Annotated in this window: 9 protein-coding genes and 4 tRNA genes; 6 read left to right on the forward strand and 7 right to left on the reverse strand. The window is 70.8% G+C overall.

All coding sequences use genetic code 11. The features are described 5' to 3' along the window. Positions 1–422 precede the first annotated feature (422 nt). Positions 423–629, forward strand: coding sequence for a developmental transcriptional regulator BldC (bldC, locus tag ACH4ZA_RS10675; protein WP_003949541.1), 207 nt, complete (start codon positions 423–425; stop codon positions 627–629). A gap of 459 nt (positions 630–1,088) precedes the next feature. Here the strand turns inward: bldC and ACH4ZA_RS10680 are convergent, their stop codons facing one another. From ACH4ZA_RS10680 to ACH4ZA_RS10710, 7 genes are all read right to left on the reverse strand, one after another. Continuing rightward, the gene (locus ACH4ZA_RS10680; protein ID WP_319281328.1) at positions 1,089–1,319 is read right to left on the reverse strand and encodes a DUF6274 family protein; all 231 of its coding nucleotides are present in this window, start codon (positions 1,317–1,319) and stop codon (positions 1,089–1,091) included. 210 nt (positions 1,320–1,529) lie between these two features. Next, positions 1,530–1,604 (reverse strand) — tRNA-Asp (locus ACH4ZA_RS10685). A 95-nt stretch (positions 1,605–1,699) separates the two neighbouring features. Beyond that, entirely contained in the window at positions 1,700–5,710 is a 4,011-nt protein-coding gene (gene hrpA / locus ACH4ZA_RS10690; RefSeq protein ID WP_398428858.1) for an ATP-dependent RNA helicase HrpA, read from the reverse strand. 109 nt (positions 5,711–5,819) lie between these two features. Then, positions 5,820–5,896: transfer RNA gene (locus ACH4ZA_RS10695), tRNA-Phe, on the reverse strand. Positions 5,897–5,919: 23 nt separating this feature from the next. Further along, positions 5,920–5,994, reverse strand: a tRNA-Asp gene (locus ACH4ZA_RS10700). Between the two features lie 38 nt (positions 5,995–6,032). Continuing rightward, positions 6,033–6,105, reverse strand: a tRNA-Glu gene (locus ACH4ZA_RS10705). A gap of 80 nt (positions 6,106–6,185) precedes the next feature. After that, positions 6,186–7,793, reverse strand: coding sequence for a metallophosphoesterase (locus ACH4ZA_RS10710; protein WP_398428859.1), 1,608 nt, complete (start codon positions 7,791–7,793; stop codon positions 6,186–6,188). 83 nt (positions 7,794–7,876) lie between these two features. Here ACH4ZA_RS10710 and ACH4ZA_RS10715 point away from each other — a divergent pair, with 83 nt between their 5' ends. The 5 genes from ACH4ZA_RS10715 (at position 7,877) to ACH4ZA_RS10735 (ending at position 16,368) form a co-directional block, all read left to right on the forward strand. Beyond that, the gene (locus ACH4ZA_RS10715) at positions 7,877–8,227 is read left to right on the forward strand and encodes a metallopeptidase family protein (RefSeq protein WP_180292518.1); all 351 of its coding nucleotides are present in this window, start codon (positions 7,877–7,879) and stop codon (positions 8,225–8,227) included. Positions 8,228–8,324: 97 nt separating this feature from the next. After that, the gene (locus ACH4ZA_RS10720; RefSeq protein ID WP_398428860.1) at positions 8,325–8,864 is read left to right on the forward strand and encodes a hypothetical protein; all 540 of its coding nucleotides are present in this window, start codon (positions 8,325–8,327) and stop codon (positions 8,862–8,864) included. Positions 8,865–9,187: 323 nt separating this feature from the next. Then, positions 9,188–11,446: a DEAD/DEAH box helicase gene (locus tag ACH4ZA_RS10725; protein ID WP_398428861.1), complete on the forward strand. Its 2,259-nt coding sequence runs from the start codon at positions 9,188–9,190 to the stop codon at positions 11,444–11,446. Between the two features lie 233 nt (positions 11,447–11,679). Further along, positions 11,680–14,766 carry an FG-GAP repeat domain-containing protein gene (locus tag ACH4ZA_RS10730; RefSeq protein WP_398428862.1) on the forward strand — a complete coding sequence of 1,029 codons (3,087 nt, stop codon included), beginning with the start codon at positions 11,680–11,682 and terminating at the stop codon, positions 14,764–14,766. Positions 14,767–14,814: 48 nt separating this feature from the next. Further along, positions 14,815–16,368: an amino acid permease gene (locus ACH4ZA_RS10735; protein WP_319281748.1), complete on the forward strand. Its 1,554-nt coding sequence runs from the start codon at positions 14,815–14,817 to the stop codon at positions 16,366–16,368. The last annotated feature ends 45 nt before the right edge of the window (positions 16,369–16,413 follow it).

A 16,413-nucleotide genomic window follows, 5' to 3' on the forward strand; every position in this document is an offset into this window, starting at 1 on the left:
CAAGGGTGACGGACCGCACGTACACGGCCCTTGCGCCGGTTGCCCCTCCTCGTGCCAAAATAGGACAAGGAGTCCGGGGAGGGCTCCGTCCGCCTACTTATGCTCCATCGTGGGGGGAAATCTCAGCATTGCACGCTTTGCGGGGTCTGGCGGTTCGCGATCACCCTGTGACTGATCGTCACAGCGGCGTGACTGTCCGCTATGGCATGGTCCATCGGCTTCCGTCGCCGATGAACACCTGGGGGGCAATTCCATCGGTTTGGCCGACGCGGCTGGACGGATGGTGTAGTTGTAGTGCCGAGGACAAGCCGTTCGTCCTATAACCGACTCGACCCGCATCCGCCATTTCGGGCAACGCGGGTCAAGGTGCAGAATTTAGAGGAAAGAACCGAGAACGATCGGTTCTCCCGAGGAGGCCGCTCATGACCGCTCGCACCCCTGATGCTGAGCCGCTGCTGACCCCGGCTGAGGTCGCCACGATGTTCCGCGTCGACCCCAAGACGGTCACGCGGTGGGCGAAGGCCGGCAAGCTCACGTCGATCCGCACGCTCGGCGGGCATCGCCGTTATCGCGAGGCTGAGGTCCGCGCACTGCTCGCGGGTATCCCGCAGCAGCGCAGCGAGGCCTGACAACCGCATATCGGGCAATCCGTCAGGTTCCCCCACCTGAGCGCACGCCCGAAACCTGGCATCAAGCGACGTGGGTCCTGCCCCAACAGGCCCCTCATCCCTAGGGAAACGTCGTCGATCGCGCCGGACTCCGCCGAGTCCGGCGCGATCTTTTTTGTGCGCTCGAGTGCACTGTGCCTCACTCCCGGGGTGGTATCAGGTGGCTCTGTGGGCGACCTTGTCGGAGTCTGGGGAGGCTCTGGGAGGGTTCCGGGGGGCATCCTCCGCAGTGGTGCAATTGCACATATTAAATTGACCAGTTGTATGAGACCGGTAAGAACCCGGGTTTTCAAAACTCATGCAGTGACACCCGTCACATACCAAAGGTCTTGTTACCGGTGAGTCACGTGCGCTAGTAGACGATTGAACTTCACTGTGCCACAGGAGCCCGGCTGTGGGTACGGTCCGCGGGTCATGGGGTCATGCCGGGCGGGAATCGGCGGCGCCGGTCGCGTCCGTGTCACGGGGAGCGGGGCTCTCGCCCTCGGCGGCCCGCTCGGGGCCCTGGGAGCCCCGGGACGGGCCGTCCATCGCCAGTTTCAGCAAGCGGTGGCAGATCGGGCAGTGGCGGGTCAGATGGCGGTAGGACGACGCGGCCGACAGATGCGCGCGGAGCAGGGCCCGCGTTTCGTGCCTGACCGGTGCCGCCATGCCCCACCTCCATGCGGGCGCCGCGGGAACGGGCCCTGAGTTCTGGGGTACCGGCCGAATGTGACGCCGTCAAGGGCGTCGTCGGGCGTGAGGCGGCGCGGCGGAGCGGCCGGCGGCCGGCGGGTGGCGGCGGGCGCACGGCGGCCGGTGCGGGTCGTCACACGAGAGAGGCCCGCCCCCTTGCGGGGAGCGGGCCTCTCTCGTTCACTGCGGTCCTGACGGGATTTGAACCCGCGGCCTCCACCTTGACAGGGTGGCGAGCACTCCAAACTGCTCCACAGGACCTTGCTTTTGCGGCACTTGATGCTGCGCTGTGCTGCGAGAAGGACTGTACAGGAGGGTGAGCCCGGTGGTCGAACTCACTCTCCGTACAGGGTCTGTCACGGCGCCGCCGCGTCGATCGCCTTCACGATCCGCTTGTCGGAGACCGGGTACGCCGTGCCCAGCGCGTGGGCGAAATAGCTGACCCGGAGCTCCTCGATCATCCAGCGGATGTCCAGGACCTGCTGGGGAACCGGCCGGCCCGCGGGCAGCTGCTCCAGCAGCCACGCGTACTCGTCCTGCATCTCGTGGACCTTCTCCATGCGTGCGGTGTCCCGCTGCACGCCGGTCGGCATCTGCTGCAGCCTGCGGTCCGCGGCCACCAGGTAGCGCATGAGGTCGGGCAGCCGGCGCAGCCCCGCCCAGGTCACGAAGCCGGGCTTCACGAGGGCGTCCAACTGCTTGCGCACGTCCGTCAGGTTCGCGAGCAGCACGGGGCTGCGCACGCCCTTGAGGCGCCGCTCGCAGGCCTGCCAGGCCGCGAGGACCTGCTGCACCTGGGCGACCGCCCGCACGGTCGTGTCGACGATCTCCGCGCGCACCTTCTCGTACAGCTTGCGGTACGACTCCTCGTCCCAGACCGGGCCGCCGAAGTCCGCGATGAGCCGGTCAGCCGCCGCCATCGCGCAGTCGTCGAACAGCGCCTGGACGGAACCGTGCGGATTCGCGGACAGCGCCAGCTTTTGAACGTTCGTCAACTTCTCGGATGCGAACTTTGCAGGGTTGACCGGGATGCTCCGAAGGATCAGCCGGCGGGTGCCCTGCCACATCGCCTCCGCCTGTTCCGCCTCCGTGTCGAAGAGGCGCACGGAGACGGTGTTCGCCGTCGGCCCGTCGTCGACGAGCGCCGGGTACGCCTTCACCGGCTGGCCGGCGCGGCGGGTCTCGAAGACGCGGGTGAGGTTGCCGATCGTCCAGTCCGTCAGGCCCGAGCGCTCCAGGGACTCGCCGCCCTGCCGTTCGGCGGTGGCCGCGGCCGCCTGGGAGATGGCCTGCCTGGCCTTCGGCTTCAGCCGGAGCTTCAGCGACTCCAGGTCCTTGTCCTCGGCCAGCTTGCGGCGCCGCTCGTCGACGATCCGGAACGTGATCTTCAGATGGTCGGGGAGCCGCGACCAGTCGAAGTCGTCGGCCTCGAAGGGGACGCCGACCATCCGTCTGAGCTCCCGGGCCATGGCGGTCGTCAGGGGCTCCTGCAGGGGCACCGCCTGGTCCAGGAAACGCCTGGCGAAGTTCGGCGCAGGCACGTAGTTGCGCCGGACGGGCTTGGGGAGGGAACGGATCAGCTCCGTGACGACCTCCTCCCGCAGCCCGGGGATCTGCCAGTCGAAGCCCTCGTCCGTGACCTGGTTGAGGACCTGGAGGGGGATGTGGACGGTCACGCCGTCCGCGTCCGCGCCCGGCTCGAACTGGTACGTGACGCGGAACTTCAGGGGGCCCTGCCGCCAGGAGTCCGGGTAGTCGGCCTTGGTGACCGCCTCCGCCGACTCCCGGATGAGCATCTCCCGCTCGAAGTCGAGAAGGTCGGGCTGCTGGTGCCGCTCGTGCTTCCACCAAGAGTCGAAGTGCGCCCCCGACACGACGTGTTCCGGCACCCGCTGGTCGTAGAAGTCGAACAGCGTCTCGTCGTCGACCACGATGTCCCGGCGCCGCGCGCGGTGCTCCAGCTCCTCGACCTCGCTGAGGAGCCGGCGGTTGTCCGAGAAGAACTTGTGGTGCGTGCGCCAGTCGCCCTCGACCAGCGCGTTGCGGATGAACAGGTCGCGGGAGGTCTCCGGGTCGATCCGGCCGTAGTTGACCTTGCGCTGGGCGATGATCGGGACGCCGTACAGCGTGACCTTCTCGTCGGCCATCACGGCCGCCTGGTCCTTCTCCCAGCGCGGCTCGCTGTACGTGCGCTTCAGGAGGTGCCCGGCGAGCGGCTCGACCCACTCCGGCTCGATCCTGGCGTTGACGCGGGCCCACAGCCGGCTCGTCTCCACCAGCTCGGCGGACATCACGAACCGGGGCTGCTTCTTGAACAGCGCCGAACCCGGGAAGATCGCGAACTTGGCGCTCCGCGCGCCCAGGTACTCGTTCTTGGCGGTGTTTCTCCCGCCCTCCCCGCCGGTGGTCTTCACGTCCTTCATGCCGATGTGCGACAGCAGCCCGGCGAGGAGGGAGACGTGGACGCTCTGCTCGGGCGCGTCCTCCTCGTTCAGGTGGATGCCCATCTGCTTGGCGACCGTGCGCAGCTGCGTGTAGATGTCCTGCCACTCACGGATGCGCAGGAAGTTCAGGTACTCCTGCTTGCACATGCGCCGGAAGGAGGACGAGCCCCGCTCCTTCTGCTGCTCGCGGACGTACCGCCACAGGTTGAGGTAGGCGAGGAAGTCGCTCGTCTCGTCCCGGAAGCGGGCGTGCTGCTGGTCGGCCTGCGTCTGCTTGTCGGCCGGCCGCTCGCGCGGGTCCTGGATCGACAGCGCGGCGGCTATCACCATGACCTCGCGCGCACAGCCGTTCCGGTCGGCCTCGAGGACCATGCGGGCCAGACGCGGGTCGACCGGCAGCTGGGCCAGTTTGCGGCCGGTCTGGGTGAGCCGCTTGCGGGGGTCCTTCTCGGCCGGGTCCAGTGCGTTCAGCTCCTGGAGCAGCTGGACGCCGTCGCGGATGTTGCGGTGGTCCGGCGGGTCGATGAACGGGAACTTCTCGATGTCGCCGAGGCCGGCCGCGGTCATCTGCAGGATGACGCTCGCCAGGTTGGTGCGCAGGATCTCCGCGTCCGTGAACTCGGGCCGGGCGAGGAAGTCGTCCTCGTCGTAGAGCCGGATGCAGATGCCGTCGCTGGTGCGGCCGCAGCGGCCCTTGCGCTGGTTGGCGCTGGCCTGCGAGATCGGCTCGATGGGCAGCCGCTGGACCTTGGTGCGGTGGCTGTAGCGGCTGATCCGGGCGAAGCCGGGGTCGATGACGTACTTGATGCCGGGGACGGTCAGGGACGTCTCGGCCACGTTCGTCGCCAGGACGATCCTGCGGCCCGTGTGCTGCTGGAAGACCCGGTGCTGCTCGGCGTGCGAGAGCCGGGCGTAGAGCGGCAGGACCTCGGTGAACCTGAACTTCTTCTTCTCCAGCGCGTCCGCCGTGTCGCGGATCTCCCGCTCGCCGGAGAGGAAGACGAGGATGTCGCCCTTCCCCTCGGCCTGGAGCTCCTCGACCGCGTCGCAGATGGCGGTGATCTGGTCGCGGTCGGCGTCCTCGGAGTCCTCTTCGAGGAGCGGCCGGTAGCGGACCTCCACCGGATACGTCCGCCCGCTGACCTCCACGATCGGGGCGTCGCCGAAGTGGCGCGAGAAGCGCTCCGGGTCGATCGTCGCGGAGGTGATGACGACCTTGAGGTCCGGCCGCCGCGGCAGCAGCTGGGCGAGGTAGCCCAGCAGGAAGTCGATGTTGAGGGACCGCTCGTGGGCCTCGTCGATGATGATCGTGTCGTAGGCGCGCAGCTCGCGGTCGGTCTGGATCTCCGCGAGCAGGATGCCGTCCGTCATCAGCTTCACGAAGGTGGCGTCCGGGTTCACCTGGTCGGTGAACCGCACCTTCCAGCCGACGGCCTCGCCGAGCGGGGTCCGCAGCTCCTCCGCGACACGCTCGGCCACGGTGCGGGCGGCGATACGTCGGGGCTGGGTGTGCCCGATCATGCCGCGGACGCCGCGCCCGAGCTCGAGACAGATTTTGGGGATCTGGGTGGTCTTGCCGGAGCCGGTCTCACCGGCGACGATGACCACCTGGTGATCACGGATGGCGGCCGCGATCTCGTCCTTCTTCTGGCTGACCGGAAGCTGTTCGGGGTAGGACACGGCCGGCACGTGGCCGCGCCGCAGGGCCGCCCGCTCCTCGAAGCGCGCGACCTCCGCCGCGATCTCGGCGAGGACGGCGGCACGGGCCTCCGGCTTGCGGATCCGGCGCGCGCCGTCGAGCCTGCGCCCGAGGCGGTGCGCGTCGCGCAGGGACAGCTCGGCCAGACGGGAGGCGAGGCCGCCGAAGCCGTCGGCGGCGGGAGTGCCCGGAGAGGAGGCGCCGGGGGCGGGGTGCGTAGACATACGCGGTCCAGGATCTCATCCCGGCCGAAGAAGGGGCGAGCGCTTTTGGGCGCGCCCGCCCGGCGCAGCACGACGAAACCCCCTCCGGGGCCCGGAGAGGGTTTCGTTCTGGTGGCTGGGGCCGGGGTCGAACCGGCGACCTATCGCTTTTCAGGCGATCGCTCGTACCAACTGAGCTACCCAGCCACGAGGTTTCAGGGAAACCTCAGCGGTCCTGACGGGATTTGAACCCGCGGCCTCCACCTTGACAGGGTGGCGAGCACTCCAAACTGCTCCACAGGACCAAGCTGTTGTGTACGACAGTGTCGCACACGGTGTTGCGTGCCCCCAACGGGATTCGAACCCGTGCTACCGCCTTGAAAGGGCGGCGTCCTAGGCCGCTAGACGATGAGGGCTATCGGCCCGCCTGGGCGCTTCTCAGCGCGTCGGGGACGTCATGAGCATATGGGATGCCGGGGGGTATCGCCAAAACGGTTTACGGGGTCTTTCGCGAGGCGGTCGCGGAGGGGGCGGCGGACGGGTTCGGAGAAGGGGCGGAGGGGCTCGGGGACGGGGTGGGGGAGGGGGCGGAGGGAGAGGTGGGGGACGGGGCGGAGCCCGGCTGGTTCTCCTTCGGGAGGTGGCGGCTGACCTCGGCCGTCGTCAGGCCCAGACCGCCGAGCTTGATCTCGTCCCAGGCCTGGAGGCGGCGGGTGCCGCGGTCGAAGTAGAGGATCGACGCCTCGATGGGGTCGGGGTACTTGCCCTCCACGGCGCGCAGGCCGCTGCCGCCGGTCGACCCCTCGACGCGCAGCCGGGTGCCTTTCTTCATGACCTCCATCCCCTCGTGGTGGAGGTGACCGGACAGGACGAGGGGCACCTCGCCGTCGGTGCCACGGGCGGCGGAGGGCTCGTGGACGACGGCCACGTCGACGGGGGCGCCGGCCGCCCGCTGCGTGCGCAGGGCCCCGGCCAGCCGCGCGCCCGCCGCCTCCTCCGACTGGGCGGCGCCCGGCGCGGCGGAGCGGTCGGGGGTGAACTGCGGGTCCCCGATGCCGGCGAAACGCAGGCCGGCGACGCTGACCGCGCGGCCGCCGTCGAGGACGTGCACGTTCTTCATGCGCTGCAGATAGCGCTGGGTGACGAGGGAGTCGTGGTTGCCCCTGACCCACACGTACGGCGCGCCGAGGGTGGCGATGGGGTCCAGGAAACCGTTCTCGGCCGCGCTGCCGTGGTCCATGGTGTCGCCGGAGTCGACGATGACGTCGACCTTGTACTGCTCCACCAGCGACGAGATGATCTTCCAGCTCGCGGGGTTGAGATGGATGTCGGAGACGTGCAGCACACGCACGGTGGTCGGGTCCGGCGAGTAGGCGGGCAGCGTCGAGGTCACGTCGTAGAGCTTGGTGACGTTGGTGACCAGGCGGGCGAGTTCCTGCTGGTAGACGTCGAACTCGGTGACGATGCTGCGCGCGTTGCCGACGAGCGACGGCGCGGAGGAGAGCAGACCCGAGAAGCGGGGCTCCAGCACCGACTTGGGGTTCCAGGTGGCGTAGGCGGTGGCGCCCGAGGCGGCCAGCAGGGCGAGGGCCAGGCCGCCGGCGGCGAGGGCGCGACGCGGCCGGCGGTAGACCGCGAGGCCGAGCGCGGCGGCGCCGGAGACGACGGCGACGCAGGAGCGCAGCGCCAGGTCCATGGTGCCGTGCTGGACGTCCCGGGCGACCTCGTCCTGGAGGCCGGAGAGGCGTTCGGGGTGGTCGACCAGGGCCTGGGAGCGGACGGGGTCGAGCTGGTCGACGTTCACGTCGAGGCGCACCGGCGCGAGGTGGCTGTCCAGGCTGAGCGCGCCCAGGGGCGAGACGTTGATCTTCGTCCCGCCGGTGAAGGAGGGGCGCAGGGTCATCGTGGTGTCCATGGGGCCGACGGGGACGCGGACGTTCCCGACGACCAGCAGCCCGAGCCAGGCGCCGACGAGGACGACGGCGGTCAGGCCGAAGGCGCGCAGCCAGGGCCGTGGGGCGGCGGCGAGTTCGGGGACGGTGTCCCTGCGCCGGGCGGGCTTGAGGCGCCGCAGGGCTGCGGCGGGGAGGCGGACGCGGACCATTGGTGGCGTATGCCCCGGTCCGGGCGCGGATATGCGGGCCGTTCGCACGCTCCCCCGGAGACGGTGTGCCCGACAATGGGCCTGTGCTGGAGATGACGCGCGAGGAGTTCGAGGAACTGGTGGCCGAGGCGCTGGACCGGATTCCGCCGGAACTGACGCGGCTGATGGACAACGTCGCGGTGTTCGTCGAGGACGAGCCGCCGGCGGACGATCCCGAGCTCCTCGGGCTGTACGAGGGGACGCCGCTGACCGATCGCGGCGAGTGGTACGCCGGGGTCCTGCCGGACCGGATCACGATCTACCGGGGTCCGACGCTGCGGATGTGCGAGTCCCGGGCGGACGTGGTCGCGGAGACCGAGGTGACGGTGGTGCACGAGATCGCCCACCACTTCGGCATCGACGACGCCCGGCTGCACGCCCTCGGGTACGGCTGAGCCGTCCGGCGCAGGGGCGCGCGGCCCGGGCGTGTCCTCTTGCGGGCGGCGGGAGTTGGACACCGTGACTTCTTACGCCTGCCCCGGAGGTGGCCCCGTGCGCCCCTTGTACCTTCCCGTCCGTCTGGCTGTGACGGTCATGGCCGTCGCCGCGGCCGCCGGCTGTATGAGCGTGGGGGAAGACGACGGCGGCCGGGCGAAGCCCTCGCACTCGGCCGGCCCGCGGGGCGGTGAGGCGGGCGGCGGCGACTCGCGGGGCGCGGGCGGCGGGTTCGGCGTGGGCGCGGCGGGCGGCGACGGCAGGCACGGGCACGGGAAGGGCGCCGGGGGGCGGGCGACCGCTCCGGCGTCCGCGGGAGCCTCGCCGTCGGCGGGCGGGAGCGCCGCGGCCCCGCCCGGGGCGGTCCGGCCCGGAGGCACCGCGGGGCCGGGGGCGGCGACGCCGAGCGGCGTGCAGCCGCCCGCGCCCACCCGGTCGCCGGACCCGGTGCCGCCCGTGCCGACGCCGGAGCCGCCGTCCCCCACGCCGGAGCCGACGGTCGCCGAGCCTTCGGCGTCGGCGCACGAGGACGGCGGCGGGACGGCGCCCCAGCTGCTGGACCGGGAGCCGGCGCCGGAGGCCGGTGCGCCGGTCTGACGCGGCGACCGGCACGGGCTCATCCGCTCGCGTGCTCCGTGTGCTTCGCGGGGCTCCCGGTCTCGGTCCGGGTGCGGCCCCGCTGATGTCGGTCCGGCTCGGCCGGGCGTCTGAGCTGCGACGATGACCTCGGTTTGCCTTCCGCAGCCGGGGTGCGTATGGTAGTAGATCGTTTGATCCCATTTGCCCGGCGCCACTGCAGAGCGCGCCGTGTGGCGCGTACTCTCCCTTGCCGTGGCTGACCGCATAGAGGCGGTCCTTGCAATGCGAACACGGAGTTGACGGGCGCGTGCCGAAGAGACTCCGGAAGGTTTCGCATTCGCATGTCCATTTCCAGTACTGATCACGCCGTCATGCCCGAGAACGACGGCGCGACGATCGACGAAGCGGCGATCGAGGTCACCGAGGCCGCCGAGGCCTCCGTCGAGACCCCCGAGATCACCTTCGCCGACCTCGGTCTCCCCGAGGGCGTCGTGCGCAAGCTCGCGCAGAACGGCGTGACCACCCCCTTCCCGATCCAGGCCGCGACCATCCCGGACGCCCTGGCCGGCAAGGACATCCTCGGCCGTGGCCGCACCGGCTCCGGCAAGACCCTCTCCTTCGGTCTGCCGCTGCTGGCGTCGCTGTCCGGCGGCCACACCGACAAGAAGAAGCCCCGCGGCATCATCCTCACGCCGACGCGTGAGCTCGCGATGCAGGTCGCGGACGCGCTTCAGCCGTACGGCGACGTGCTCGGCCTGAAGATGAAGGTCGTCTGCGGCGGTACGTCGATGAGCAACCAGATGTACGCCCTGGAGCGCGGTGTCGACGTCCTCGTCGCCACCCCGGGCCGTCTGCGTGACCTCATCAACCGCGGTGCCTGCTCGCTCGAGAACGTCCAGGTCGCCGTCCTCGACGAGGCCGACCAGATGTCCGACCTGGGCTTCCTGCCCGAGGTCACCGAGCTGCTCGACCAGATCCCCGGCGGCGGCCAGCGCATGCTGTTCTCGGCCACGATGGAGAACGAGATCTCCACGCTGGTCAAGCGCTACCTGAGCAACCCGGTCACGCACGAGGTCGACAGCGCCCAGGGCAACGTCACGACCATGTCGCACCACATCCTGATCGTGAAGCCCAAGGACAAGGCGCCGGTCACCTCCGCGATCGCCTCCCGCAAGGGCCGCACGATCATCTTCGTCCGCACCCAGCTCGGCGCCGACCGTATCGCCGAGCAGCTGCGCGACGCCGGTGTGAAGGCGGACGCGCTGCACGGCGGCATGACCCAGGGCGCGCGCACCCGCACGCTGGCCGACTTCAAGGACGGTTACGTCAACGCGCTCGTCGCGACCGACGTCGCCGCCCGCGGCATCCACGTCGACGGCATCGACCTGGTCCTGAACGTGGACCCGGCCGGCGACCACAAGGACTACCTGCACCGCGCGGGCCGCACGGCGCGCGCCGGCCGCACCGGCACGGTCGTCTCGCTCTCCCTGCCGCACCAGCGCCGTCAGATCTTCCGTCTGATGGAGGACGCGGGCGTCGACGCCGGGCGTCACATCATCCAGGGCGGCGCCGCCTTCGACCCGGCGGTCGCCGAGATCACCGGCGCCCGCTCGATGACGGAGGTCCAGGCCGAGTCCGCGGGCAACGCGGCGCAGCAGGCCGAGCGCGAGGTCTCCGAGCTCACCAAGGAGCTGGAGCGCGCGCAGCGCCGGGCGACCGAGCTGCGCGAGGAGGCCGACCGCCTGGTGGCCCGTGTCGCGCGTGAGCGTGGCGAGGACCCGGAGGCGGCCGTCGTGGCGGCGGCCGAGGCGGTCGTGGAGCAGGACGCCGCGGTGGAGACGCCGGCCGAGGCCGTGGTGGCCGCGGTCGCCGAGCAGCCCGCCGAGCGTCCCGCGTACGAGCAGCCGCGTCAGCGCCGTGACGAGCGCGGCAACTACGAGCGCCGTGACGACCGTCGGGACGACCGTGGCGGCCGTTCCTTCGAGCGTCGCGACCACGACCGCGGCGGCTTCAACCGCGGCGACCGCGGTGGCTTCAACCGCGACGACCGTGGCGGCCGTTCCTTCGAGCGCCGTGACGACCGTCGGGACGACCGCGGTGGCCGTTCCTTCGAGCGCCGTGACGACCGCGGCGGCTTCAACCGCGACCGTGACCGTGACAACTACCGCGGTGACCGCGGCGACCGTGGCGGCTTCAACCGTGACGACCGTGGCGGCCGTTCCTTCGAGCGCCGTGACGACCGTCCCTCGGGCGGTTTCCGTCGCGACGACCGTCGTGACGAGCGTCCCTCCGGCGGCTTCCGCCGTGACGACCGTCCCTCGGGCGGCTTCAACCGCGACCGTCGTGACGAGCGTCCCTCCGGCGGCTTCCGTCGCGACGACCGTCCCTCGGGCGGCGGCTTCAACCGCGACCGCCAGGGCGACCGTCCGTCCACGCACCGTGGCAGCGACCGTCCGTTCAACCGCGACCGCCAGGGCGACCGCCCGGGCTTCCGCTCCGGTGGCCACGAGCGTCCGTACGGCCGTCGTGACGACCACCGCGGCACCGCGCCCGGCGCCGGCCGCCGCGACGACAAGCCGCGCTGGAAGCGCAACGGCTGACGCACCCGCTGACGCCGGCCCACCCGCGTGAACGCCGTGGCCCCCACCGACCGACCGGTGGGGGCCACGGCGTTTTCGCATGTCCGCGTGACGGAAACCTCCGCACCCGACGTCGTGAACTGGTTATAGGATCAGCCGACTTGTGAGACGGATGTGAAGGCCGGGGGGCCGGGGACCGTGGACGCCGGAAGGCGTCCGGTCCCACCCGTCTCCGTTCCCGGGGAGGGACCCTCTTGCTTCGTCATGGCTCCGTACGCCTGCGTCTCGTCGCCGCCTCCGCGGTCCTGGCGGCAGGACTGACCCCGCTGCTCCCGTCGACGGCGGTCGCGGACACCCCGCAGGAGACGGTGGTGCCGGCGGCGCTGCGCGGCACGTACACCTCGGGCGCCGTCTACGGCGGTTCGTCCTACTCCGGGCGGGACGGGGCGGGCGCCAAGGGCGTGTTCCACAGTCTGGAGGGCTCCGGACTGGTCTGGACGAGCTACGCGGACGGCACGTCCGTCAAGGTGGTCCCTCCAGCGGGCTCCTCCTCCTACGCCACCACGGGCGGAGACGTCCTCGCCTACCACTTCGCCGACGGCCGGGTCGACCTGTGGAACGCGGCCGACGGCACCACCCGCACGATCCGGACGCCCGAGGGGCTGACACTGCTCACCGCCTACGCCGATCTCGCGGTCGCCTACCGGACGGTGAAGGACGAGAACGGGACGACGGTCCAGCGGGACATGCACCTGCTGATCCCGGAACCGGACGGCGGTACGCGCGACGTGCTGGTGACCGGAGCGCCCGACGGATACATCCTCGGACAGCCCAAGGGCGGGGACGGGGACGGGCTGTTCTTCCACGCCGGAAGGGCCGGCGGGCCGTACGTGACGGTCGCGGTCGACCGGCGGACGGGCCGGGTCCAGGGCTGGACCCCGCCGCGCTCCAAGGTCTACGGCCAAGCGCAGGTCACCGCCGGCCATGTGGTCCTCTTCGACCTCGGTGACCCCGTCGTCCAGGTGTTCTCACGCTCCGATCTGTCCGCGGCCCCCGTCGAGGTCACCCTCGACAGCGCCGCCAGGAATCCGGCGCAGGATCTCGCCGTGGTCGGTGACTGGCTCGTGACCCGGCCCGGCGCCTCGGTGGTCGCCCAGCCCATCGCGGGCGGCGCCCCGAAGACCCTGCTGCCCTCGTCGAACGCCCACATCTCCGCCGTGTCCGACGGCAGTGTCGTCGCCGTCGGCCGTACCGCGGCCGCCCAGGACGACTGGGGTGTCCAGCGTATCCAGCCAGGCCCCGACGGCAGCCCGGCCGTCACCCTGGTGAAGGCGCTCCCGAAGCCTCCGTACCGGATCCAGGGGCTCTCCTTGGACCAGGGCGAGCTCGTCGTCGCCGACCCCAGCCATGCCGGAGTCCGCGACACCTACGGGCGGACCGTCGCCGCGACCGGGACGCCGACGTTCGGCACGCGCTCGTCGTACGACGGCACGGACACGCTGCTGGACTCCTGCCCGGTGACGGACGTCGGCTGCTCCCGGCTGTTCGGCACGGCCGGCGGGCAGACCGCCTGGCTGGACCGGTACGCGGAGCAGTACGACCGCATCCGGCTCAACGGGCCGAAGGCGGGTGACTTCCGGGAAATCACCGTTCCCGCCGGCGGGCGGATCACCGACGCCTCCGGGGCTTACGTGCTCTACACGACGTCCGCACAGCAGTACGTCCACAGCGTTGAAGGCGGTAGCCCGGTCGTCACCCGTGCGCCGGGCCCCGCCGCTCTCTCCGGCGACATCCTGTGGACGGCCGGCGCCGCCCCCGGCACGCTCACCGCCTATGACCTGTCGGCGAGGAAGACCGTCGAGACGGTCACCACAGGCGCGGGCTGCGCGCCCGCGGAAATCCAGGCGCTGGGCCGGTGGTTGTACTGGAACTGCGGTGACAGGGCCGGGGTGTACGACCGGACCGCCGAGAAGTCGGTGGCCGTTCCGGCCGACGAGGCCGCGCTCGGTGACGGGTACGTCGTCACGCACGACAAGCAGGCCGGGAAGCTGGTGCTCACGGTGGTCGCCGACGGCACGGCCGTGAGCCGGGTGATCGGCGACCTGCCCGACACGGGCGTCTCGCAGCGGAACGTGCGCTGGACGGTCGACGAGTCCGGCGCGAACGCGGCCTATGTGGACGGCAAGGAGCAGGTGCACCTCGTGCCTTCGGGGGTGCAACAGCAGCCGCTGCGGTTGCTGGAGACCCAGCGGACCGCCGACGCGATCTCGGCGGACGCGAGCAACGGCGCACTGATCACGCTGAACGAAACCATGCTGTCGAAGCCCGTGGCGAGCTGGCAGTTCACGGTCCGGAGCAAGGCGAGCGGCAAGGTCGTCGTCAGTCGCGGCGGAGGGCCGGTGCGTGGCACGCTGCCCCGGGTGGAGTGGGACGGGACCACCGGCGGCACGTACGCCCCGAACGGGCTGTACGACTGGACGCTCTCGTTCACGCCGGCCGACGGTGTCGGACCTGTGCTCACGGTGAAGAACACGGTCCGGCTGGAGAACGGCGGCGCGATCCACCACGACTACCTGGGCAGCCGGAACCGGTCGCCTGACGGGGTCGGCGATCTGCTCAGCGTGGACTCCGAGGGCCGGCTGAACTTCCATCGGGGCACGGGCGGCGGCCCCTTCTCCGCAGGAGTCGGAGGCTGGGGCTGGGAGGGGACGGTCACTCCGGTTCCCATGGGCGACCTGAACGGGGACCGCTGCAACGACATGTGGCTGCGGAGGAGCAACGGGGACCTGTATGTGTTCAGGCTGCCCTGCGGTCTCACGTCCTCGGGGTTGACCTCGTACACGCGACTCGGGCCCGGCTGGAAGTCGTTCGACGTCCTGACCTCGCCCGGCGACGTGAGCGGGGACGGCCTTCCCGACCTGGTCGCGCGCAACGCCACGACCGGCGCGGTGTACCTCTACAAGGGAACCGCCGCGGGGCGGCTCGCGAGCGCCGTGAAGCTGTACGCGAACTGGAAGGCGTACAAGAAGGTCGTCGCGGCCGGTGACCTGAACGGGGACGGCGTCGGCGACCTGCTGACCCAGGACAGGGCGAACAACCTGTACCGGTTCTACGGGACCGGCCGGGGGACCTTCGGCTCGGGGGTGAAGGTGTTCGCGGGCTGGGGTTCCGCGTACAACGCGCTCGTCGGCGCCGGCGACATCACCGGCGACGGCAAGGCGGACCTGGTCGCGCGGGACACGGCCGGCGGGCTGTACCGGATTCCCGGCGACGGCAGGGGCTCCTTCACCACCCGCGTGAAGATCGGCACCGGCTGGCAGGGCTACAAGGGCATTTTCTAGCCAAGTTGTGACGTGTGTCACGCCGCCGGTGTGGGAATTGCTGGGGGCATGACAGATGAAGGCGCAGTGGGCGGCGGCTCCTCCGAGAACCTCTCGGACGAAGAGCGGCTGGCCCAGCTCGGCTACACCCAGGTTCTCGCCCGCCGCATGTCGGCGTTCTCCAACTACGCGGTCTCCTTCACGATCATCTCGGTCCTGTCGGGCTGCCTGACGCTGTACCTGTTCGGCATGAACACCGGCGGCCCGGCGGTGATCACCTGGGGCTGGGTGGCCGTCGGCCTCATGACGCTGTTCGTGGGCCTGTCCATGGCCGAGATCTGCTCGGCGTACCCGACGTCGGCCGGTCTCTACTTCTGGGCGCACCGGCTGGCGCCTCCGCGCTCGGCCGCGGCCTGGGCCTGGTTCACGGGCTGGTTCAACGTGCTCGGGCAGGTCGCGGTGACCGCCGGCATCGACTTCGGCGCCGCGTCCTTCCTCGGCGCCTACCTCAACCTCCAGTTCGACTTCGAGGTGACGCCCGGCCGGACGGTCCTGCTCTTCGCCGCGATCCTGTTGCTGCACGGCCTGCTGAACACCTTCGGGGTCCGCATCGTCGCCATCCTCAACAGCGTGAGCGTGTGGTGGCACGTGCTCGGCGTCGGCGTCATCGTGGGCGCGCTGGCCTTCGTCCCCGACAAGCACCAGTCGACGTCCTTCGTGTTCGGCGAGTTCGTCAACAACACGGGCTGGGGCAGCGGCGTGTACGTCGTCCTGCTCGGCCTGCTCATGGCCCAGTACACCTTCACCGGTTACGACGCCTCCGCCCACATGACGGAGGAGACGCACGACGCGTCGACGGCCGGACCCAAGGGCATCGTGCAGTCCATCTGGACCTCGTGGATCGCCGGCTTCGTCCTGCTGCTCGGCTTCACGTACGCCATCCAGTCCTACGACGCCGCCCTCGCCTCGCCGACCGGCGCACCGCCCGCGCAGATCCTCCTCGACGCGCTCGGCGCGACCGCCGGCAAGCTGCTGCTGCTCGTCGTCATCGGCGCCCAGCTGTTCTGCGGGATGGCGTCGGTGACCGCCAACAGCCGCATGATCTACGCCTTCTCGCGCGACGGGGCGCTGCCCTTCTCCCACGTCTGGCACACGGTCAGCCCGCGCACCCGCACGCCCGTCGCGGCGGTCTGGCTGGCGGCGGGCGGCGCGCTCGTGCTGGGCCTGCCCTACCTGATCAACGTGACCGCGTACGCGGCCGTGACCTCGATCGCCGTCATCGGCCTCTACATCGCGTACGTCATCCCGACGCTGCTGCGCGTCCGCAAGGGCGACGCCTTCGCGCGCGGCCCGTGGCACCTGGGCCGCTGGTCGAAGGCGATCGGCGTGGTGTCGGTGGCCTGGGTGGTCGTCATCACCGTGCTGTTCATGCTGCCCCAGGTCTCCCCGGTCACCTGGGAGACGTTCAACTACGCCCCGATCGCCGTCCTCGTCGTCCTGGGCTTCGCGGGCGGGTGGTGGCAGCTCTCGGCGCGCAACTGGTTCCTCAACCCCGAGCACGAGAAGACCCTCGCCAGAGAGGCGGCACGGGCGGGCACGCCCGGCAAACTGCCCAACCCGTGACGGATCCCTACCGCTCCCCGTCCTGCGACGCGGCCGTGTCCCCGA

It is taken from the genome of Streptomyces sp. NPDC020597, from assembly GCF_044335095.1.
Classification (GTDB): domain Bacteria; phylum Actinomycetota; class Actinomycetes; order Streptomycetales; family Streptomycetaceae; genus Streptomyces.

Bases quoted from the DNA above. Each gene is read 5' to 3' on its own strand.
- bldC (WP_003949541.1), top strand. From the start codon at position 423: ATGACCGCTCGCACCCCTGATGCTGAGCCGCTGCTGACCCCGGCTGAG.
- ACH4ZA_RS10680 (WP_319281328.1), bottom strand. From the start codon at position 1,319: ATGGCGGCACCGGTCAGGCACGAAACGCGGGCCCTGCTCCGCGCGCAT.
- hrpA (WP_398428858.1), bottom strand. From the start codon at position 5,710: ATGTCTACGCACCCCGCCCCCGGCGCCTCCTCTCCGGGCACTCCCGCC.
- ACH4ZA_RS10710 (WP_398428859.1), bottom strand. From the start codon at position 7,793: ATGGTCCGCGTCCGCCTCCCCGCCGCAGCCCTGCGGCGCCTCAAGCCC.
- ACH4ZA_RS10725 (WP_398428861.1), top strand. From the start codon at position 9,188: ATGTCCATTTCCAGTACTGATCACGCCGTCATGCCCGAGAACGACGGC.
- ACH4ZA_RS10735 (WP_319281748.1), top strand. From the start codon at position 14,815: ATGACAGATGAAGGCGCAGTGGGCGGCGGCTCCTCCGAGAACCTCTCG.